This is a genomic window from Paenibacillus tengchongensis (assembly GCF_008973665.1).
Lineage (GTDB): Bacteria > Bacillota > Bacilli > Paenibacillales > Paenibacillaceae > Paenibacillus_AQ > Paenibacillus_AQ tengchongensis.
Genome location: NZ_WACP01000001.1, coordinates 667,151 through 687,635, shown reverse-complemented (window position 1 = coordinate 687,635; position 20,485 = coordinate 667,151). Strand labels below are relative to the sequence as shown.

Below are 20,485 nucleotides of genomic sequence, written 5' to 3'. Positions count from 1 at the left end.
AATGGAGGACATAGCCTGGCTCACAGCGCATATCCGCGGATTGGAAGAGCAGCTGCTGTCTGCGGAAGTACGGGCGTCCGTTAACCGGCTGGAGGAGCTGCTGGACGGGCAATTTTTTGAATATGGAAGCTCCGGGCGGGTATGGCTCCGGGAGGATTTGCTCGGTGAGGAGGGGGCGGGTGCCGTCCGCATGACATTAAGCGACTTTGCGCTGCATCCGCTGGGCGAAACCGCAGCGCTGGCGACTTACCGGACCTATAACGAAGATACCGGGCGGCAGGCGCTGCGCAGTTCCGTCTGGAAGCTCAGCGGCGGGCGCTGGCGGATGTTCTTTCATCAGGGGACGCCGGAGAATACCAGCCCAGCCGGGAGCTAATCCCGGAGCACATAGCCCGGTGCAGGCGTAAAGGGTACAAACCCGGCCAGTTGGCGGGCCAGATAGGCGATGGGGCGCATGCTGCCCATCATGATCACGTTGCGCACATCGCCGGGGCCGTCCGCCGGAAGGGCGAACGCTTCTACATAGGGGAAGGCTCCCCCCAGTGTCGTATGAACTGCGCCGATCAGCTGATCCCGCCCGCCCCGGCCCATCAGATTGAGCAGGATGGCTCCGCGGGGATGGAGCTTGGCACAGAAGAGGGCGAAGAACTCCTGCGAGACCAGATGCACCGGGGTTCCGGCTGCAGTGAAGGCATCCAGTACGATATAATCGTAACGCCGGTCCGGCTCGCCTTCCAGAAGAGTCCGGCCGTCGCCGACCGTGACATTGTCCCGGGAGTAGCCGAACCGGCTGCGGCTCAGGGCGAGCACCTCGGCGCTGGCTTCAGCCACCCGGATCTCCCGGTCTGCGAAATAACCGGGAAGGGTTCCAATGCCGTGGCCAATAATATAAGCGGCATGAAAGAGGGGAGCATTATGCTCCATCAGATGAATGATGGCCCGCGGATACTCGAAGACCACCCGCTGCGGGCGGTTCAGATCGAGCGCGCCCTGAATGGCGTCGCCGGAGAATTGCAGCACGCGGAAGCGGCCTTTCTCCCCGTACAGCTCCGTTGTCTCGTATACCTCAATCTCTCCGTCAGTACCTTCTATCCGCACCATATCTACTCCTTATACCAGTGTGATCCGTTTATATTCACTCGGCGTAACACCGACGATCTTCTTGAACAGCTTATTGAAATAAGCAGGGTCCGGGTAGCCGACTTCGGCGCCGATCTCATGCACCTTCAGATCCGGGGCCTGCTTCAGCAGATGCTTGGCCTCGCGGATACGGATTTCGGTAATATAATCGGTCAAGGTCAGTCCGGTCTCCTGCTTGAACAGCTTGCTTAAGTAGCTGGGCGTCAGGAAGACCAGTCCCGCAAGCATATTGAGGTCATAATGCTGCCTGTAATTGTCGGCGATCCAGCGTTTTACGGCCTCTACAGCTGTGCCGGAAAGCCTCAGCCGGTGGGTGCGGAGACGCTCCAGCGCATCGGCGAGCGGCTGCATGAACAGCTCCTTCATCCCGGCAAAGCTCATGCAGCTGTCCAGCTCGTCTTCCAGCGTCCGGCCCGGCTCCTGCCGGTAAAAGGAAGGGAACTCCGCCAGCTCCTGGACGGCCAGTTCCTCGATCCGCCGGCAGGCCCGCAGCACGGCTTCGGGACCTGCGAGCCGGGTCTGCAGCTCCGCAAAGATGCGCTGCACCGTTTCCAGCACCCCGGATACATTCAGAATCTGCAGATCATGAATCAGCATCTCCCGGAAAGGGGCGACGGGATCGGTACTGCCGTCTGCAGCATGAGCAGCCGGGTTCCCGCCTGGGATATTCGCAGGCGGGCAGCTGCTCGGAACCGCCACAACCTGCGGGCCGGCTTGATGAATGCCGGAGTCGCAAGCCTGGCGGGCTTCCAGATAAGCCGCCCGCAGCCTGGCGGGCTCAGAGCAGCACCGGCTTGCACCCAGATGCAGGCTCAAGCCGGCGCAGGCTGCGGCCAGACGTCCGGCGAAGGCCTGGATCTCTTCGGCGGACAGCAAGTGGGCGGAATAGCGGATCAGGATGTGCTGCCCTTTCTGGATACCGAGATCATCCGCCGGCCATTCCGCTCCCGGCCGTTCTGATTGCAGAAAGCCGTCCACCCGGGAACAGATTTCCTCTGCCGGATATCCTTTAATAGCATAGACGGTATAAAAGGGTTGCGGCAAGCTCAGGCCGTTCAGCAGCACCGCCGAGGGCTCTTCAAGCTGCAGCAGCGACAGCAGCAGGCCGGTGCGCTGGCAGCCCGCCTTCTGCAGCCGCTCTTCCTGCTCCCGCTCCAGATTATACAGCACTTCAAACAATTGCTCCTTGTTGATAGGCTTGAGCAGGTAATCGACGGCCGAGCTGCGGATGGCCTCCCGGGCATATTCGAACTCGACGAAGCCGCTCATCAGGAGAGAGCGGATATGCGGGTAGGAGGCCTTCAATTCGCGGATCAGCTCCAGGCCGTCGATCTGCGGCATCCGGATATCGGTAATCACGACATCGGCCTGCAGGAAGGGCAGCTCCTCCAGGAGCTGCTTGCCGTCCTGATACGTGCCGATGACGCGGAAGGCGCCGCTCTCCTTGGCGATCATCCGGGCCAGCCCCTCACGGATCAGCACCTCATCGTCCACAATTACAATTCGCAGCAATTTCCGGCATCCCCTTTCGTAGCTATAGTCCGTCTTCAGCCCCGGCACGGGAGCCGGAGGCATAATCGATTCGCAGGGTAACGCATGTGCCTTGGCGGTATTCACTTTGTACCTGCAGACCGCAGGCCGGACCGTAGTGCAGGCGGAGCCGCTCATTGACGTTGCGCAGCCCGATGCCGAACCGCTCGCCCCCATCTCCGCTGCGCAGCCCGGTGCCCGGCCGCTCGCCGCCATCTCCGCTGCGCAGGCTGTCATTCAGCGACCGCAGAGTCGCTTCATCCATACCGACACCGTCATCCGTGATGCGGAATACGGCGTACCCGCCTTCCCCGCGGGCGCTGATGGTAATCGTGCCCTGGCCTTCGCGCTGCTCCAGGCCATGAAATACGGCATTCTCGACAATAGGCTGCAGAATCAGCTTGATGATGGGCAGCGGCAGGAATTGCTCCGGCACTTCGGTCACCAGCCGGAATTTATCCGGGAAGCGGATGTGCAGCAGATCGAGGTAATTGCGCACATGCTCCAGCTCATGCCGGATCGTCACGGTTTCTTCGCCGCGCACGATGCCATAGCGCATCTGCACGCCGAGCAGATAGGTAAGCTGGGCCACGCGCGGATCGTCGCCGCCCTCTGCGAGCATGCGGATCGACTCCAGCGTGTTGTAGATAAAATGGGGGTTGATCTGATTCTGCAGCGCCCGCATGTCCGCCTTCTGCTTGCGCTTCTCCGTGAGTGCGACCTCGCGCAGGAGATCTTTGACGCGGATAATCATCCGGTTGAAATGGCTGCCGATCATGCCGATCTCATCGTTGTATTTGGGGTGCAGCCACACATCCAGATTGCCGTGCTGCACCTGCTTCATCAGCCGGACGAGCGACTTCAGCGGCTTCGTCAGGGCGTGGGAGATGAAGGTGGCCACCACCAGCGCAAAGGCAATAATCGCCAGCGTGGTAGTGATCAGCCGGTTGCGCGTCTTCTCCACCGGGGACAGAATGCGTTCCAGCGGAATGGATACCAGCGTGGTCCAGCCGGTGTCGGGTGAAACGGTATACACCGCGAGGTAGTCCTGGCCGCCCATCCCGATCTCAAAGTGTCCCCTGACAGCGGACACTTTAGCGGACAACAGTCCGGCGTTCTCTTCGAGAACAGAAGGACCGCCTTGCTCTGCCGCCTCGCCGCTGGCATAGATCAGCTTGCCAGAACTGTCCATGATCAGTGTACGGCCTTGGGTCACGGCGTCCACCGGGTCGACGATGCCCTTGAAGAGGCCGATGTCGATATCAAAGACAAGGATGCCGATCGGAGCAAGCGTACTGACCGAGCTTACGGTGCGCAGCACGCTGAAGACCTCGCGCTGCTCACCTGCATTGACCCGGATCGTATGCCGTCCCTCAAGCACAGGCGCCACACCCGCTCCGGTCGTCAGGTCACGCCACCGCATCATCCGGTCTTCCGGGTACAGCCTGTTGATGCCTGGCTCCTTGTCGTAATAGACCCTTCCGTATTTATCCGCCAGATAAACGGCGACAATCTCCTCTTTAGTGTGGTTCAGATAGCTGAGGAACATCGCCATTCCGGTATTTTTCTCCCAGTCGGTGTTCTGCTGCTCCAGGTAGAACTGCACATCTGTATTGTACAGTGGGAGAGCCGTATACCTCTTGAGGTCGGCGATATATCTGTCGACGGTATCCGAGGCGCTGTCTGCCATTTGTCCCGCGCTGTCCGCGGAGTCGGCCAGGACCGACTGGAAGGTGGAGCGGGAGGACATATAGCTGACGTACGTGATCGGAAGCGATATCAGAAATACGAACACGACGATCAGCTTCCGCTCCATCGGAAGATTGGCCAGAAAGAGCCACAGCTTGAGTGAAACCCGCCGGATCATTGAAAGCATAGAGCCCCATTCCTTTCCCCAGGGTTCCCTACTTTACCGCTCCGCTGGCTACGCCTTCAAAAATGTACCGCTGCAGGAAAAAGTACAGAATGACCGTAGGCAGCAGAATGAGCAGAATGGCGGCGCAAATCAGGTTCCAGTCGGCGGTGTTGACGCCCTGAAACCGCATGAGTACCGTCGTGACGACGCCAAGGCTTTGCTTCGGCATGTAGAGATAAGGGATATACATATCATTGTAGATGCTGATCGTCTTCAGAATCACCAGCGTCGCCGTGGCCGGCGTCAGCAGCGGGAAGATGATAGAACGGTAGATTTTGAACAGGGACGCGCCCTCCACCATGGCATTCTCGTCGAGATCGACGGGAATGTTGCGGATAAACTGTAAATACAGAATGATCTGGATGACATCCGCCCCGATATACAGCACGATAGGTGCGCCCAGCGTGTTGTAAAGACCGAGATTCTTGATGATGCCGAAGGTGGCCACCTGGGTCGTGATGCTCGGAATGACCGTAGCGACGAGGTAAGCGCCGAACACCAGCGGCTTCAGCTTGAAGGAGAACCGCCCCAGTACGTATGCCACCATTGTGCCAAACAGAATGTTCAGGGTCAATGTAATGATGATAATGATCAGGACGTTGCCGAAGCCGCTGATGAGTCCACCGCGCTGGAACACCGTTACGAAGTTGTCGAAGTTCAGAAAGCTGTCCGGCAGGGCCAGGGAATTGCTGCGGTTAAATTCATCCGTCGATTTAAAGGCATTCACAATAACCACATAAGGGGGAAACAGGACAACAAACACGCCGATCAGCAGCGTGATGTACTTGATGATATCTTTTACGCCGAATTTGTATGCGCCCATCGTCAGTTGTTCCCTCCCCGGCTTAGCACAAATTGCTGCAGCAGCAGCACGATGACTACAAAAAAGAGCAGGATGATGCTCATCGCCGAAGCGAGTCCGTAGTTATTAAAGGCGAATGCCGTATCTACCACGCGCTGCACGTACGTCTGGCTGGCCCCGGCAGGACCGCCCTTGGTGAGCACGAACGGAAGGTCGAAGACCTCAAGCGCACCGGTTACGGTCAGGAACAGGTTGAGCTGGATGACCGGCTTCATGTTCGGCAGCGTAATGCGCCACAGGGTCTGCAGCGGACCGGCGCCGTCGATGGTGGCCGCTTCATACATATCGCGCGGAATGGCCTGCAGCGAGGCGATATAAATGACCATGTTGTAGCCCATGAACCGCCAGAAGCCGGTGGAAGCCAGCGAGTAGTTCACCAGCCCTTCGGTGCCGAGCCAGCTGGTCTGCCCTAGCCCGGTAAGTCCGATGGAGTTCAGGAACACATTGAGCGAGCCGTTGGTAGTGTCGAATACATAGCCGAACATGAAGGCGACGGCGACCCCGTTCATAATGTAGGGCAGGAAGAGCAGCATGCGGAAGGCGTTCTTGCCGCGCAGCCGGCTGTTCAGCACAACGGCGAAATAGATGGCGACGATGTTCTGGACAATGCCCATGGCGAAGTAAGCGAAGTTATGGGTGAACACTTTAAAAATATCCGGATTGCCGAATACCTCGCGGTAATTGTCCAGGCCCACCCAAGGCTTCTCGGGACTGTAGCCATCCCAGTTGGTAAAGCTGTAATAGACAAGCTTGATGGCCGGATAGTAGGTGAATACAGCCAGCAGCAGCAGCGGAATCAGCAGAAAGGACACAATGATGATCGTCTTCTGTTTGCCGTAGGAGAGTGTTCCGAACACAGGCATAACCTTCTTTCCTTACAAACTGGATATTGACGACAAAATGGATTATCCGGAGAAGGCGATAATCCATTTTGCACGGCCCCGGCTTGGAAGCTCAGGGAGGGAGGACTTGGGCCAGGGACAGCTCCGTCAGATCAATAGCCGAGATCCTTCTTCGCTTTGGCCCAGGCTTTATTCCATTTATCGAACACGGTCTGCGGGTCCTTGGCAAGCACGAATTCCTGCGCCATCGCCGGCAGATCGAGCTGCGCTTTGTTGGTAATTTCCGTTACCTTGGCATCATCCACGGTACCTTCCTGCAGGACCACACCGGTAGCCTGGAATTCCTTCAGCTGCGGCAGGTTCGACTCCTTGCCCTTCAGCGGCGAGATGAAGCCGGCGAAATCCTCATAACCGGAATCCTCGATCATCCATTTCACAAAGGCTTTGGCGGCATCGACGTTCTTGCTGTTCTTGGCGACCGCATAGAAGAAGTCCGGGCTGAGCGGAGCGGTAAGAGTGCCGGAGTTATCATAAGGCAGCGGGAAAAAGCCTACATTATCCGAGGTCGTGCCCGCACCGATTACCTGGTTGATAACCCAGTTGCCGAGATAGTACATGGCGAACTTGCCGGAGGCGATATCCTTCTTTGATTGTTCCCAGTTGGTGGAGTTAATGTCTTTCTCCAGATAGCCCTTCTCATTGAGCTCACGCAGCAGGCTGAGCGATTTGCCGTAACCGTTGTCCATCGTAAACGGCGTGTCGGAGTTCAGCTTCTCGTTCGGGAAGTCGGGATTGTTCTCGATGATGCGCGGCACCGAGTAGACCCAGTCGTTCAGCGGCCATTTGTCCTTGAAGTTGGAGGCCAGCGGAATAACGCCGTTTGCCTTCAGCTTCTCGCAGGCGGCGAGGAATTCATCCCAGGTCTTGGGGATTTCGGTGATGCCGGCGTCGGCGAACGCTTTCTTGTTGTAGACGATGCCTGTGGTGGAGTTGCCGGTCGTAATGCCGTACAGCTGGCCGTCGAAGGACTTGAAATCTTTGAAGGTCAGCTGGTCATTCAGGCCCAGATCGTCAAGCGGGGCAAAATATTTCGGCAGGTCCGAGTTCGGAATCGTCGGAACGAACATCACGTCAGGCAGCTCTCCGCTGGCCATCCGGACTTTGGCCTGCTGGTTGTAGTCGGTCTGCGAGGCTTCGAACTCCACGGTGACATTCGGGTATTTCTCGTTAAAGCGCTTTAAATAATCGTCGTACTCTTTGCCGATCATGTCGGTGCGGTTGGTGAGGAAGGTGATTTTGCCGCTGAGCTCGGAGGCTCCGCCGGCAGCCGGCTCGGCAGCTTCGCTGTTGGTTCCCGCTGAAGCGGCAGGCGATGATGTGGCCGCAGGCTCATCCGTAGCGGCGCTCGAATTATTGCCGTTGTTATTGTCCGATCCGCAGCCGGAAAGTGTCATAGCAGAGGCTGTCATAATAACAAAACCTAACGAAAATAACTTGTTTTTCACTAGATCGTCCCCTTTTTCTGAAAAATGGTAACGTTTACATGATTTATTATAGCCCTTTTTACAAAGGTGATAAATGTATTGGTTTATTATTTATTGTCTTTATTTGTTCTCTTTCAGGGCTTATAATGAGCTGGAGACTAACAATAATATAACAAATTACAATGATGGAACCGGAATAATAAGGTAAGCTGATGGAACAATACGCCGGGTGGGCAGAGGCTGGGAGGATACATGGTACAGAAACGATTGATTCTGAAGGATTGGGAATTTAGAGCCTGCGGCGACGAGAATTGGCTGCCGGCGGCAGTGCCGGGTACGGTACATACCGATTTGCTGCGCAATGGGCTTATTGAGCAGCCGTTCTACGGCACCCATGAACACGGGCTGCAATGGATCGACAAGAAGGACTGGGAATACCGTACAGCTCTTCATTTAGAGGAAGAATGGCAGTCGTATGAGAGGGTCTTGCTGGATTTTGCCGGACTGGACACGTATGCTGATGTCTACATTAATCAAGTGCATGCGCTTTCGGCGGACAATATGTTCCGAGCCTGGACGGTTCCTGCCAAGGAGCTGCTGCGGACCGGGGAGAATGAAATCCGGGTCCGCTTCCGCTCGCCGGTGAAGGAAGACTTGCCGAAGCTCAAAGCGCTGGGCTACGCGCTGCCTGCGCCTAACGACCAGTCGGAGCTTGGCGGGCTGGACGGTCAGCAGATCAGCGTATTTGCGCGCAAGGCGCCGTACCATTACGGCTGGGACTGGGGTCCGCGCTTCGTAACCAGCGGCATCTGGCGGGAAGCGTCGCTTACCGGGATGAACGGGGCGAATATTGGCGATCTGTATATCCGGCAAGACAAGATAAGCGAAGCGGAAGCCCGGCTGACAGCGGTTGTGGAAGTGGACGCTCCGACGGCCTGGAAAGGGACGCTGAAGATTTCGGCGGACGGACAAGAGTGGCAGCAGGAGGTTAAGGTGGAGGCCGGAAAGCATACGCTTGAGGTGGAGGCGGTCATCGACCGTCCGCGCCTGTGGTGGTGCAACGGCCTGGGCCAGCCTGAGCTGACGAAGTTCCGGGCGGAGCTGCTCACGGACGGCTCTGTGTTATCCGCGCAGGAGGTCACAACCGGACTGCGGGAAATCAAGCTGATTACCGAGCCGGATGAGCGGGGGGCATCGTTTTATTTTGAGCTGAACGGGGTGAAGGTGTTCGCCAAGGGCGCCAATCATATTCCGAACGACAGCTTTATTCCGGAAGTGGACGAAGAGCGTTACCGGCACGAGATTATTAGCGCTGTGGAGTCTCATATGAATATGCTGCGGGTATGGGGCGGCGGCTTCTATGAGGAAGAGACGTTCTACCGGCTGTGCGACGAGCACGGGCTGCTCGTGTGGCAGGACTTCATGTTCGCCTGCAGCATGTATCCCGGCGACGAAGCTTTCCTTGAGAGCGTGCGGGAGGAAGCGGCCTATAATATCCGCCGGCTGCGCAATCATCCGAGTCTTGCCTTGTGGTGCGGCAACAATGAGATCGATTCCGCCTGGGCGCATTATCAGGAGGATAAGGGCTGGGGCTGGAAGAAGGATTACAGCGCAGACCTCCGCGCACGGCTGTGGGCGGATTATGAAGCGGTGTTCCACCGCATCCTGCCTGAGGAAGTAGCGGCCCATCATCCGGGTATGGCTTACTGGCCGTCCTCGCCGCTCCGGTCTTTGACCGGGGATGAACACCAGCATTCCACGCAGGTTACAGGCGAAGGCGACATTCATTACTGGGGTGTCTGGCACGGAATTGAACCGTTCGAGAACTATAACGTGAAGGTCGGCCGCTTCATGAGCGAGTACGGCTTCCAGTCGTTCCCGGAGCTGAAATCGGTGATGAGCTACGCCACCGAGCAGGACCTGGAGCTGGAATCCGAAGTGATGCTCGCCCACCAGAAGAACGGCCGGGGCAACCAGCTGATCAAGGAATACATGGATATGTACCTGCCGCAGCCGAAGGATTTCAAGGCCTTCCTCTATATGAGCCAGATTCTGCAGGCGGAAGCCATCCGGATGGCTATTGAGAGCCACCGCAGAAACAAGCCGTTCTGCATGGGGACGCTGTACTGGCAAATGAACGACTGCTGGCCGGTCGCTTCCTGGGCGGGCATGGATTATTACGGCCGCTGGAAGGCGCTGCAGTATACGGTGCGCCGCAGCTTCGGCGAGCTGCTGCTCTCGGTGGACGATACGGACGGCGAGAATCTGCATGTTCATGCGGTCTCCGATCTGCAGGAAGCGCTGGAGGGCGAACTGGTGCTGCGGCTCCATGACTTCGCCGGGGCGCTGCTGAAGGAAGAGCGCCGGGCGGTGACGCTTGCGGCCGATTCCGCGGCAATTGTACTGACGCTGCCGCTGGCGGAGCTGCTGGACGGCCGGGCTGCAGGCGAGACGGTGCTGTCCTTGTCGCTGCTGTGTAAAGGCCGGAAGCCGGACGGGAAGCTGCATTTCTTCGCTCCGGCGAAGGAGATTGTGCTGCAGCAGCCGAACCTTACAGTGACGGAAGTTCCCGGCAGCGGCGGGGCCAGCTTCACGGTCAGCACGGATGTGCTGGCCCGCGGCGTACACCTGACGGCAGAAGAGGAAGGCTGCTTCAGCGACAACTTCTTCGATCTGCTGCCCGGCGAGCCGAAGACGGTCGAGTTCCGGCTGCGGACCGGCGGGAAGGAGCATTTCCGTCCGGCTGCACCGACGGGGCTTGAGGTTCATTCTATGGCGGATTATATAGTGGAAGGTTAAAGCTGCAGAGCTGAACTTAAGCTTAGTCTGGATACGGCAGGAAGGGGATTTCAGTAAAGTTATGGTTGAACACCGCTAATTGCTGTAGAATCCGCTGGAAGCCAGCTCTGTATAGTTAGGATGAACGTAAGGCTGCCCCTGTTCGCAGACTGTAGTTGGAAAATCGCTACTTAATTCTACCTATATCGAGGATAATCACAGACTTAATTGGATATCCGCCACTTAATATGAGTGAAAATTAGATATTTCATCAATTTCGACCAAATTAAGTGGCGATAATCCAATTAGATGGCTGGAATCCGTAATAATGGCTGAAATAGTGTGCGAAAATCGAACTAATGACAGTGAGCGATTGAGTATGGCTGAGCTATTCAGCAGCTAGATGGCTGGAATCCGTAATAATGGCTGAAATAGTGTGCGAAAATCGAACTAATGGCAGTGAGCGATTGAGTATGGCTGAGCTATTCAGCAGCTTACAACGGTGGCAGGCGTGCTTCCCCTATTAGCTTTCCTACGGAAAGCTAATAGGCAGGAACCTTAACTGACTGTATAAATCAAGAAATCTGCCGGCCAGGGCGGCCGCCGGAAATATATGTGCTAAGAAGCTAGTATTGCATTAACTATATTTTTCAGAGAGAAGGTTGCTATCAAGCATGGCGATTTGGATTCAGGAAGACAAGGGACTATTCCATCTGCAGAGCAAGGGCATGAGCTATATTATTACGTTATTGAACAACTACCCGGTACATGCATACTGGGGCAAAAAGCTGCGCCACGACAGCAATCTGGACGGGCTGCCATACCTGAACGGCTATTCGGCGCTCGACCGGCTGCCGCAGGAATATCCGCAATACGGCACCGGCGATTTCCGGGTGCCTGCTTACCAGGCGAAGCTGGAGGACGGCACGCGGATTACCGAACTGCGCTACACCGGCTACCGGGTAACGCCGGGCAAGCCGCAATTGGCGGGGCTGCCTTCAGTATACGTGGAGTCTCCGGAAGAAGCGGATACGCTGGAGCTGCTGCTGCGCGATGATTACGCGTCGCTGAATGTCATTCTGCGTTATACCGTGTACCGCGACAGCGATGTGATCGCCCGTTCGGTGGAGTTCGTCAACGACGGCGCGGGTGTGCTGGAACTGCAGCGCGCGCTGAGCGCCTCGGTCGACTTCCCGGAGAACGGCCAGTTTGACCTGATCTATCTCTCCGGCGGCTGGTCGCGCGAAGCGAACCTGACCCGCCGACGGCTGGAGCAGGGCGCGACGGCGCTCTCGTCCCGCCGCGGCATGAGCAGCCATCAGCATAATCCGTTCGCCGCGCTGGTGACGCCGGATACGGATGAGAACCACGGCGAAGCCTACGGCTTCTCGCTGGTGTACAGCGGCGGCTTCGAAGCCGAGGCCGAAGTGGATGGCTTCGGCACGACCCGGCTGTGCATCGGGCTGAACTCCTTCGACTTCTCCTGGCGCCTCGAAGCCGGCGAGTCGTTCCAGACGCCGGAAGCGGTGCTGGTCTATTCCGCCGAAGGCCTGGGCGGCATGTCGCGGACGTACCACCGCCTGTACCGTACACGCCTCGTGCGCGGCCAGTTCCGCGATAAAGAGCGGCCGATCCTCGTCAACAACTGGGAAGCGACGTATTTCAACTTCAACGCTGACAAGCTGGTGGACATCGCCGCCGAGGGCGCGAAGCTGGGCATCGAGCTGTTCGTGCTCGACGACGGCTGGTTCGGCAAGCGCGATGCCGACAATTCCTCGCTCGGTGACTGGACCGAGGACCTGCGTAAGCTGCCGGGCGGCCTGGCCGACGTGGCGAAGCGCGTCAACGACCTCGGCCTGAAGTTCGGCCTGTGGGTCGAGCCGGAGATGATCTCGCCGGACAGTGAGCTGTACCGGGCGCATCCGGACTGGTGCCTGCATGTGCCGGGCCGCCGCCGCACCGAAGCCCGCTGGCAGCTGGTGCTCGACCTGACCCGCGCCGAGGTGCGCGATTATGTGTACGGCGCGCTGAGCAAGATTTTCTCCAGTGTGCCGGTCGCTTACGTCAAATGGGATATGAACCGCGCCTTGACCGAAATCGGCTCGGCCGAGCTGCCGCCGGAGCGCCAGGGCGAGACGGCCCACCGCTATGTGCTGGGGCTGTATGACCTGGTGGACCGTCTGACTTCGGACTTCCCGCACATTCTGTTTGAGAGCTGCTCCAGCGGCGGCGGCCGCTTCGATCCGGGTCTGCTCTACTACATGCCGCAGACGTGGACCAGCGACGATACGGATGCTGCCGAGCGCCTGAAGATCCAGTACGGCACCAGCCTTGTGTATCCGGTCAGCGCGATGGGCGCGCATGTCTCGGCGGTGCCGAACCATCAGGTCGGACGCGTGACGCCGCTCTCCTTCCGCGGAGACGTAGCCATGTCCGGCAACTTCGGCTATGAGCTGGACCTGACGAAATTCACCGAGGAAGAGAAGGAACTGGTGAAGGAGCAGGTCGCGAACTACAAACAGATCCGCGGCCTGGTGCAGCAGGGCAACCTGTACCGGCTGCAGAGCCCGTTCGAGGGCAACGAGACGGCCTGGATGTTCGTCTCGGACGATCAGCGCGAGGCGCTGGTCTACTACTTCCGGGTAATGGCTGTGCCATACCCGCCGCGCCGGGTGCTGACGCTGCGCGGGCTGAATCCGGAGCTGGACTACACCGTACTGGACAGCGGCGAGGTGTACGGCGGCGACCGGCTGATGCAGGCCGGTCTGGGCCTGCCGGACATCCAGCGCGACTATGTCAGCGGATGCTTCCATTTGAAGGCCCGGGATTGATCCGGGCTGTGGGTTGTTGCGTGCCGCCCTCCGGGATGGCACATGCAGGGCAGGGACAAGCGCGGTGAGGCGCTTATCCCTGCTTTTATGCGTAGATGCATGCGGGATAAGTAGAGAGGTATAAATAGTCATATTCGTATTGTATTTGCTGATGAACATGTGGCAAACTATATATAGACATGAACAAACGCGGCAAAGAATGCCCCGTCTCCTCTCCCGTCCGGGAGGAGGCGGGGTTTTGTGCAATCAGAGGACAATTTTGGTGCAAAGTGAGGCGGCAGAGATGAGTTTCGAGAGAGAACATGATCAATGGTTAAGCTATCATGCTAGAAGAAGGAGGGGGGAACGGCTCGATGCTCTTAAACGTGGTCACGGCTACGGTAACCGGTTATTTGTCCAGCAGGTATGGTGGCCGCTTGCCGGACACTTTCACGGATTGCACCCGGAATATGAAGTTAAGGATTGGCGTGGCAGATCCTATTTTGTTGATATTTTGTGGGAGGTTGGAGCTACGCGTATTGCATTTGAAATTATGGACTTTGGCTCGCATGGCACGGACCGCAGCAAATACAGGATGGACCTGAACCGCGGGCTTTTTCTACAGTCACAGGACTGTACAGTGCTCTATATTTCACTGGATGAACTGAAAGAAAATCCGTCGTTTATCCTCTCAACGCTGCGGAACATCCTGTCTCCTTATTTGTCTGCGAAACATTCAACCAAGGCCGATACTGAGAGAGGGTATTCCAAAATCGAACGTGATTTGATGCGGGCAGCCGTCCGGAACCAGCGTGTTCTTCGCCCGGCTGATGCCGCGAGAGAATTAGACCTGCATACGGTGACAGTCATAAAATACTGCCGCATGCTGGTTGATAAAGGTAAATTCCGCCCGGTGGCAAGAGGGATTTCTCAGCGGATTAATTACTATGAATACATAGGTGCGCTCCAAAGTCCGGATTTGGTTTGAGAGTAATGCGAAATGAATACATGTTGGAGGCTGGAGACTGACCAGGCCCAATGTATGCTGAAAATCGAATACAATGTGCTGCGCAGAGGGTAACCGGGTCCAATGTATTCGAAAAATCGAATACAATGTGCCGCGCAGGGGGCAGACGGGTCCAATGTATGCGAAAAATCGAATACAATGTGCCGCGCAGGGGGCAGACGGGCCCAATGTATTCGAAAAATCGAATACAATGTGCCGCGCAGAGGGTAACCGGGTCCAATGTATTCGAAAAATCGAATACAATGTGCCGCGTGGAGGGTGAACGGGCCAAATATATTCGAAAAATCGAATACAATGTGCCGCGCAGGGGGCAGACGGGCCCAATGTATTCTAAAAATCTAATACAATGTGCTGTGTAGAGGGTAACCGGGTCCAATGTATGCGAAAAATCGAATACAATGTGCCGCGCAGGGGGCAGATGGGTCCAATGTATTCGAAAAATCGAATACATTGTGCCGCGCAGGGGGCAGACGGGTCCAATGTATGCGAAAAATCGAATACAATGTGCCGCGCAGGGGGCAGACGGGCCAAATGTATTCGAAAAATCGAATACAATGTGCTGCGTAGAGGGTGAACGGGCCCAATGTATGCGAAAAATCGAATACAATGTGCTGCGTGGAGGGTGAACGGGCCCAATGTATTCGAAAAATCGAATACAATGTGCTGCGCAGGGGGCAGACGGGCCCAATGTATTCGAAAAATCGAATACAATGTGCTGCGTGGAGGGTGAACGGGCCAAATGTATTCGAAAAATCGAATACAATGTGCTGCGCAGGGGGCAGACGGGCCCAATGTATTCGAAAAATCGAATACATTGTGCTGCGCAGGGGGCAGACGGGCCCAATGTATTCGAAAAATCGAATACAATGTGCCGCGCAGGGGGCAGACGGGCCCAATGTATTCGAAAAATCGAATACAATGTGCTGCGTGGAGGGTGAACGGGCCAAATGTATGCGAAAAATCGAATACAATGTGCCGCGTAGAGGGTAACCGGGTCCAATGTATGCGAAAAATCGAATACATTGTGCTGCGTGGAGGGTGAACGGGCCAAATGTATTCGAAAAATCGAATACAATGTGCCGCGTGGAGGGTGAACGGGCCAAATGTATGCAAAAAATCGAATACAATGTGCCGCGCTGGGGGCAGACGGGCCAAATGTATTCGAAAAATCGAATACAATGTGCTGCGTGGAGGGTGAACGGGCCAAATGTATTCGAAAAATCGAATACAATGTGCCGCGTGGAGGGTGAACGGGCCAAATGTATGCGAAAAATCGAATACAATGTGCTACGTAGAGGGTAACCGGGTCCAATGTATTCGAAAAATCGAATACATTGACTTGAGTAACGCCCGCCCCTATGATGATTATTAATATGTAACACAAGCGGTAGCCTACAGAGGAGAGATGCAGCATGGGCATGGAGATCGAACTTAAATTTTTGTTGCCGGAGTATCCGGAGGCGTTGATTGATGCAGGAGAGCTGAAGGTACTCACTCGGCACAGCATCGACCAGACGTATCTGGCCATTGAGGACGGGCAGGAGCTGCGGGTCCGCAAGGTTACTGACCTGGACAGCGGTGAAGTAACGTATACGCATACCTTCAAGGATGGCAAAGGGATCAGCCGCCAGGAGATCGAATATGGCATTTCGGCAGGGATTTACAACCAGGTGATCGAGATAGCCAAAGCCATACCTCTGGTCAAAACACGGGTAACCGGAGTCTGGAACGGCATCACCGTGGAGATCGATATTTACACTCAACTGGAGCTGTCCGTGCTTGAAGTGGAATTCGATTCGCTGGAGGAAGCGGAGAGCTTCCAGGCGCCGGAGTGGTTCGGCAAGGATATCAGCGAGGAGCGGCAGTACAGCAACAAGACGGTGTGGAGAGAGCTGCAGAAGAAGTAAGCGTAAGCGGCAAGAAGGGAGGATGCGTGTCCCCAAGCAGGAGGATGCGTACCACAAGCAGGAGGATGCGTGTCCCCAAGCAGGAGGATGCGTGCCCCAAGCAGGAGGATGCGTACCACAAGCAGGAGGATGCGTGTCCCCAAGCAGGAGGATGCGTACCACAAGCAGGAGGATGCGTACCACAAGCAGGAGGATGCGTGTCCCCAAGCAGGAGGATGCGTGCCACAAGCAGGAGGATGCGTGTCCCCAAGCAGGAGGATGCGTGTCCCCAAGCAGGAGGATGCGTGTCCCCAAGCAGGAGGATGCGTACCACAAGCAGGAGGATGCGTGTCCACAAGCAGCAAGGATGTGAGCAGGCAACGGACCTGGAAGCATGAAGGCTGGAACGTGCCGAACAGAACAGAACAGATCCGGGCAACATTGAAACAGCGGCGAGGCGGAAGCAACTGGTACCGGGAATCACACAACAACGAGAGGCAGCCGTACCGCCGATAATTCTGCAAAAGTTGACACGGAAGTATCGTACTTTAACGCTTAAACGTGTTACTATATAGGTTATACAAGAGGGGCCAGGAGGATGAGAAGGGTATGGAATATATAAGCACTAGAGGCAATGTGGAAGCGCGGGGATTTATCGATACGGTACTGATGGGTCTGGCCAATGACGGCGGGCTGATGGTGCCGGTGCAGATTCCGCAGATTTCGGCGGAGACGCTGGCGGAGTGGAGAGGGCTCAGCTTCCAGGAGCTGTTTCTGGAGATTTTCTCCTATTATACCAACGATGAAATTCCCTACGAAGATCTGAAAAAAATGGTCAACACCAGCTACGCCAATTTCCGTGCGCCGGAAGTTGCGCCGCTGCATAAGGTGAACGATTCGCTCTACGTGCTGGAGCTGTTCCATGGCCCGACCTTTGCGTTTAAGGATGTGGCCCTGCAGTTTATGGGCGAGCTGTATTCCTACATTGCCAAGGTGCGCGGCGAGATCATCCATATTCTCGGGGCCACATCCGGAGATACCGGTGCAGCGGCGATTGCCGGCGTGCGCGGCAAAGAGGGCATCAAGATCTGTATTCTGCATCCGCACGGGAAGGTCAGCAAGGTGCAGGAGCTGCAGATGACGACGGTGGATGACGCCAATGTGCTCAATCTGTCCGTTAACGGAACCTTCGACGATTGCCAGCAGGCGATCAAGGAGCTGTTCGCGGATCTGGACTTCAAGGGCCGCTATCATCTGCGGGCAATCAACTCGATCAATTTCGTGCGCATTCTGGCGCAGACAGTCTATTATTTCCATGCTTACCTGCAGCTGCCGGCGGGCACCGGGAAGGTCAATATCAGTGTGCCTTCGGGGAATTTCGGCAATATTTTCTCCGGCTACCTCGCGCAGCGGATGGGCCTGCCCATCGGCAAGCTGATCATCGCCACCAATGAGAACAACATCCTGGAGCGCTTCGTGCTTACAGGCGAATATAAACCGGGCAGCTTTGTCGGCACCCACAGCCCATCGATGGATATCCAGGTAGCCAGCAACTTCGAGCGCTATCTGTATTATCTGCTTGATGAAGATTCCGTGAAGCTGTCGGCCTATATGTCGCTGCTGAAGACGGACGGCAAGATTACCGTGGAGGGCGGGTTGCTGGAGCGGGTGCAGCAGGACTTTGGTGCGCTTGGCGTCAAGAATCAGCAGTGCCTCGACATTATCGGCAAGTATGAGCAGGATTACGGGTATCTGCTCGATCCGCACACCGCCTGCGGCATTGCGGCTTACGAGGCCTGCAGCGGTCCGGAAGAAATAACGGTAACGTTCGCTACCGCACATCCGGCCAAATTCGATGAAGCGATTGCCCTGACCGGCATTAAGCAGGAATTTCCTGAGCCGATCTCCCGGCTGTTCTCCTTGCCACAGCATATGACGGTGGTGGAGAATCATTTGGAGCAAATTGTCGGCGAGCTTGAGGCATTCTTTGGATAATGTGATGTAAAAAATAACAGTTCCGCCTCCAGGCGCCCCGGTTTCCTTCCGTACCAGGAAGAGGACGGGGCGTCTTTGCTTTAAGGCGGCGGGACGAATGATTTGCACTTTTTTTCACAAAATGAAATTGCGGAATTTGTCGGCAAATTGCTTTCGAAAAGTAGACATAGCTGCCATGGAATGAGAAAATAGCTTTTAGATATTAGCCAGAGACGAGAAAAGGACGGGATTGTACATGACCATTCGATTCGGGGTTGTAGGCACTAACTGGATTACGGACCGCTTTATTCAGGCGGGATTGGAGAATGAGGAGTTTATTCTGACGGCGGTGTACTCGCGTACGGAGGAGAAGGGCCGGGCTTTCGCCGCCAAGTATGCAGGTGCCGCTATTTATACCGATCTGGAAACGATGGCTGCCAGTGAAGATGTCGATGCAGTATACATAGCCAGCCCGAATTCCATGCATGCCGAGCAGGCGATTGTCTGTATGAACCATGGTAAGCACGTGCTCGTGGAGAAGCCGGCGGCTTCCAACAGCCGGGAGCTGAAGTCGATGATTGCAGCGGCGGAGCAGAGCGGGGTGCTGCTGATGGAGGCGATGAAATCAACATTTGCGCCCAATTTTGACGTGATCCGCGATAATCTGTACAAGCTGGGCCAGGTACGGCGGTATTTTGCCGGCTATTGTCAATATTCTTCGCGGTACGACGCTTACCGGCAGGGCACGGTGCTGAACGCGTTCAATCCGGAATTCTCCAATGGCTCGCTGATGGACCTCGGCATATATTGTCTGTATCCGATGGTCGTGCTGTTCGGCAAGCCCGATACCGTTAAAGCGACAGGCGTGATGCTTGCATCCGGCGTGGACGGCGAAGGCAGCATTGTGATGAAATATCCGGAGATGGATGCCGTCGTGATGTACTCGAAGATTACGGATTCCTATCTGCCGGCGGAAATTCAGGGCGAGAACGCCACGATGGTGATCGACAAGATCAACCAGCCGTATCAGGTGAAGATTCATTACCGCGACGGTGCGGTTGAAGAGCTGACCCTGCCGCAGGTGTACGAGTCGATGTATTATGAGACGAAGGAGTTTATCACTCTGCTGAAGAACGGGGAGCGGGAGAGCAGGGTCAACAGCCATGCCAATTCGCTGGCGGTGGCCGAAGTGATGGAGGAAGCGCGGGCGCAGATCGGGCTGCGTTATCCGGCGGATTTGTAGGAAGAAGGGGGAGGAAGCGGAACTTGCGCACATTTAAAAAAGTCTACATTGAGATCACAAGCGTCTGCAACCTCGCCTGCAGCTTTTGTCCGCCGACGGAGCGCACCAAGAATTTCATGAAGCCGGAGACGTTCAGCGGTATTATGGATCAGGTCAAGCCGCATACCGATCATATCTATCTGCATGTGAAGGGTGAGCCCCTGCTGCATCCGCGGGTCGCGGAGCTGCTGGATATCGCCCACGCCAAGGGTCTTAAGGTGAACATTACGACGAACGGAACGCTGATTCATAAGGCCGGGCCGAAGATTCTCGGCAAGCCCGCACTGCGGCAGATGAATTTCTCGCTGCACAGCTTCGACGGGCATGAGGGCTCGGAGAACCGGGAGGGATACCTGCGGGAGATTATCGCTTTTGCCAAGGAGGCTGCTGCGCAGGGCGTGCTGATCTCCTTCCGGCTGTGGAATCTGACGCAGGACAACATGACCAACCTGGAGCGGCAGCGCAACCGGGAGACGCTGGCGGTGCTGGAGGAGGCCTTCGGGCTGGACTACCGGATCGAGGAGAAGGTCGTGCCCGGCAGCGGGGTGCGCATCGCCCCCAAGATATACCTTAACCAGGACCATGAATTCAAATGGCCTGCGCTGAGCGAGCCGGAGGATGACGGCAAGGGCTTTTGCCACGCGCTGCGCAGCCAGGCGGCAGTGCTGGTGGACGGCACGGTCGTGCCGTGCTGCCTGGACGGCGAGGGGGTCATCCGCCTCGGCAATCTGCACGAGACGCCGTTCTCGCAGATCGTGGAGGGCGAGCGGGCCAACGCTATGGTCTACGGCTTCTCCCGCCGGGAAGCCGTAGAAGAGCTGTGCCGCAAATGCGGGTACCGCCAGCGGTTCGGCACATGAAGCGTGGAGCCCGGTTGGGCAGGGCGGAGTGTGGTCAGTGGACGGCCGTTTGACCATCACCGGGTCACTGCTTGAATAGCGCCGTTATTCACCGA

The 20,485-nt window shown here is 56.5% G+C and carries 14 protein-coding genes; 8 read left to right on the top strand and 6 right to left on the bottom strand.

Translation table 11 applies throughout. The features are described from left to right. Position 1: 1 nt before the first annotated feature. Entirely contained in the window at positions 2 to 376 is a 375-nt protein-coding gene (locus F1381_RS02780) for a nuclear transport factor 2 family protein (RefSeq protein WP_151733284.1), read from the top strand. Here the strand turns inward: F1381_RS02780 and F1381_RS02775 are convergent. From F1381_RS02775 to F1381_RS02750, 6 genes are all read right to left on the bottom strand, one after another. Then, positions 373 to 1,101 carry a fused MFS/spermidine synthase gene (locus tag F1381_RS02775; RefSeq protein ID WP_151733283.1) on the bottom strand — a complete coding sequence of 243 codons (729 nt, stop codon included), beginning with the start codon at positions 1,099 to 1,101 and terminating at the stop codon, positions 373 to 375. The genes F1381_RS02780 and F1381_RS02775 overlap by 4 nt on opposite strands. Positions 1,102 to 1,110: 9 nt before the next feature. Continuing rightward, the gene (locus tag F1381_RS02770; RefSeq protein ID WP_187355159.1) at positions 1,111 to 2,652 is read right to left on the bottom strand and encodes a response regulator; all 1,542 of its coding nucleotides are present in this window, start codon (positions 2,650 to 2,652) and stop codon (positions 1,111 to 1,113) included. A gap of 22 nt (positions 2,653 to 2,674) precedes the next feature. Further along, positions 2,675 to 4,546 carry a cache domain-containing sensor histidine kinase gene (locus tag F1381_RS02765; RefSeq protein WP_151733281.1) on the bottom strand — a complete coding sequence of 624 codons (1,872 nt, stop codon included), beginning with the start codon at positions 4,544 to 4,546 and terminating at the stop codon, positions 2,675 to 2,677. Positions 4,547 to 4,574: 28 nt separating this feature from the next. Continuing rightward, entirely contained in the window at positions 4,575 to 5,408 is an 834-nt protein-coding gene (locus F1381_RS02760) for a carbohydrate ABC transporter permease (protein WP_151733280.1), read from the bottom strand. 2 nt (positions 5,409 to 5,410) lie between these two features. Further along, positions 5,411 to 6,304, bottom strand: a complete 894-nt coding sequence (locus F1381_RS02755) for a carbohydrate ABC transporter permease (RefSeq protein WP_151733329.1) — start codon at positions 6,302 to 6,304, stop codon at positions 5,411 to 5,413. Positions 6,305 to 6,441: 137 nt separating this feature from the next. Next, on the bottom strand, positions 6,442 to 7,743 hold the full coding sequence (locus F1381_RS02750) for an ABC transporter substrate-binding protein (protein ID WP_246187881.1): 1,302 nt from the start codon (positions 7,741 to 7,743) through the stop codon (positions 6,442 to 6,444). Between the two features lie 282 nt (positions 7,744 to 8,025). On the opposite strand from F1381_RS02750, the gene F1381_RS02745 reads away from it, so the two are divergent. The 7 genes from F1381_RS02745 (at position 8,026) to F1381_RS02715 (ending at position 20,390) form a co-directional block, all read left to right on the top strand. After that, positions 8,026 to 10,572: a beta-mannosidase gene (locus tag F1381_RS02745; protein WP_151733278.1), complete on the top strand. Its 2,547-nt coding sequence runs from the start codon at positions 8,026 to 8,028 to the stop codon at positions 10,570 to 10,572. Between the two features lie 653 nt (positions 10,573 to 11,225). Further along, complete coding sequence (locus tag F1381_RS02740; RefSeq protein ID WP_151733277.1) at positions 11,226 to 13,382, top strand: alpha-galactosidase; 2,157 nt, start codon at positions 11,226 to 11,228, stop codon at positions 13,380 to 13,382. A gap of 238 nt (positions 13,383 to 13,620) precedes the next feature. Beyond that, positions 13,621 to 14,349 (top strand): hypothetical protein, encoded by a 729-nt coding sequence (locus tag F1381_RS02735; protein WP_246187880.1) that lies wholly within the window; start codon positions 13,621 to 13,623, stop codon positions 14,347 to 14,349. A gap of 1,451 nt (positions 14,350 to 15,800) precedes the next feature. Then, entirely contained in the window at positions 15,801 to 16,295 is a 495-nt protein-coding gene (locus F1381_RS02730; RefSeq protein WP_151733276.1) for a CYTH domain-containing protein, read from the top strand. 588 nt (positions 16,296 to 16,883) lie between these two features. Then, positions 16,884 to 18,269, top strand: a complete 1,386-nt coding sequence (thrC, locus tag F1381_RS02725) for a threonine synthase (protein ID WP_151733275.1) — start codon at positions 16,884 to 16,886, stop codon at positions 18,267 to 18,269. Between the two features lie 235 nt (positions 18,270 to 18,504). Further along, a complete protein-coding gene (locus F1381_RS02720) occupies positions 18,505 to 19,491 on the top strand; it encodes a Gfo/Idh/MocA family protein (protein ID WP_151733274.1) in 987 nt (328 codons plus the stop codon). Between the two features lie 23 nt (positions 19,492 to 19,514). Next, positions 19,515 to 20,390 carry a radical SAM/SPASM domain-containing protein gene (locus F1381_RS02715; protein ID WP_151733273.1) on the top strand — a complete coding sequence of 292 codons (876 nt, stop codon included), beginning with the start codon at positions 19,515 to 19,517 and terminating at the stop codon, positions 20,388 to 20,390. Positions 20,391 to 20,485 lie beyond the last annotated feature (95 nt).

Coding starts and splice junctions, on each gene's coding strand:
- F1381_RS02780 (WP_151733284.1), top strand. CDS start 2: ATGGAGGACATAGCCTGGCTCACAGCGCATATCCGCGGATTGGAAGAG.
- F1381_RS02775 (WP_151733283.1), bottom strand. CDS start 1,101: ATGGTGCGGATAGAAGGTACTGACGGAGAGATTGAGGTATACGAGACA.
- F1381_RS02765 (WP_151733281.1), bottom strand. CDS start 4,546: ATGCTTTCAATGATCCGGCGGGTTTCACTCAAGCTGTGGCTCTTTCTG.
- F1381_RS02760 (WP_151733280.1), bottom strand. CDS start 5,408: ATGGGCGCATACAAATTCGGCGTAAAAGATATCATCAAGTACATCACG.
- F1381_RS02750 (WP_246187881.1), bottom strand. CDS start 7,743: ATGACACTTTCCGGCTGCGGATCGGACAATAACAACGGCAATAATTCG.
- F1381_RS02745 (WP_151733278.1), top strand. CDS start 8,026: ATGGTACAGAAACGATTGATTCTGAAGGATTGGGAATTTAGAGCCTGC.
- F1381_RS02740 (WP_151733277.1), top strand. CDS start 11,226: ATGGCGATTTGGATTCAGGAAGACAAGGGACTATTCCATCTGCAGAGC.
- F1381_RS02730 (WP_151733276.1), top strand. CDS start 15,801: ATGGGCATGGAGATCGAACTTAAATTTTTGTTGCCGGAGTATCCGGAG.
- thrC (WP_151733275.1), top strand. CDS start 16,884: ATGGAATATATAAGCACTAGAGGCAATGTGGAAGCGCGGGGATTTATC.
- F1381_RS02720 (WP_151733274.1), top strand. CDS start 18,505: ATGACCATTCGATTCGGGGTTGTAGGCACTAACTGGATTACGGACCGC.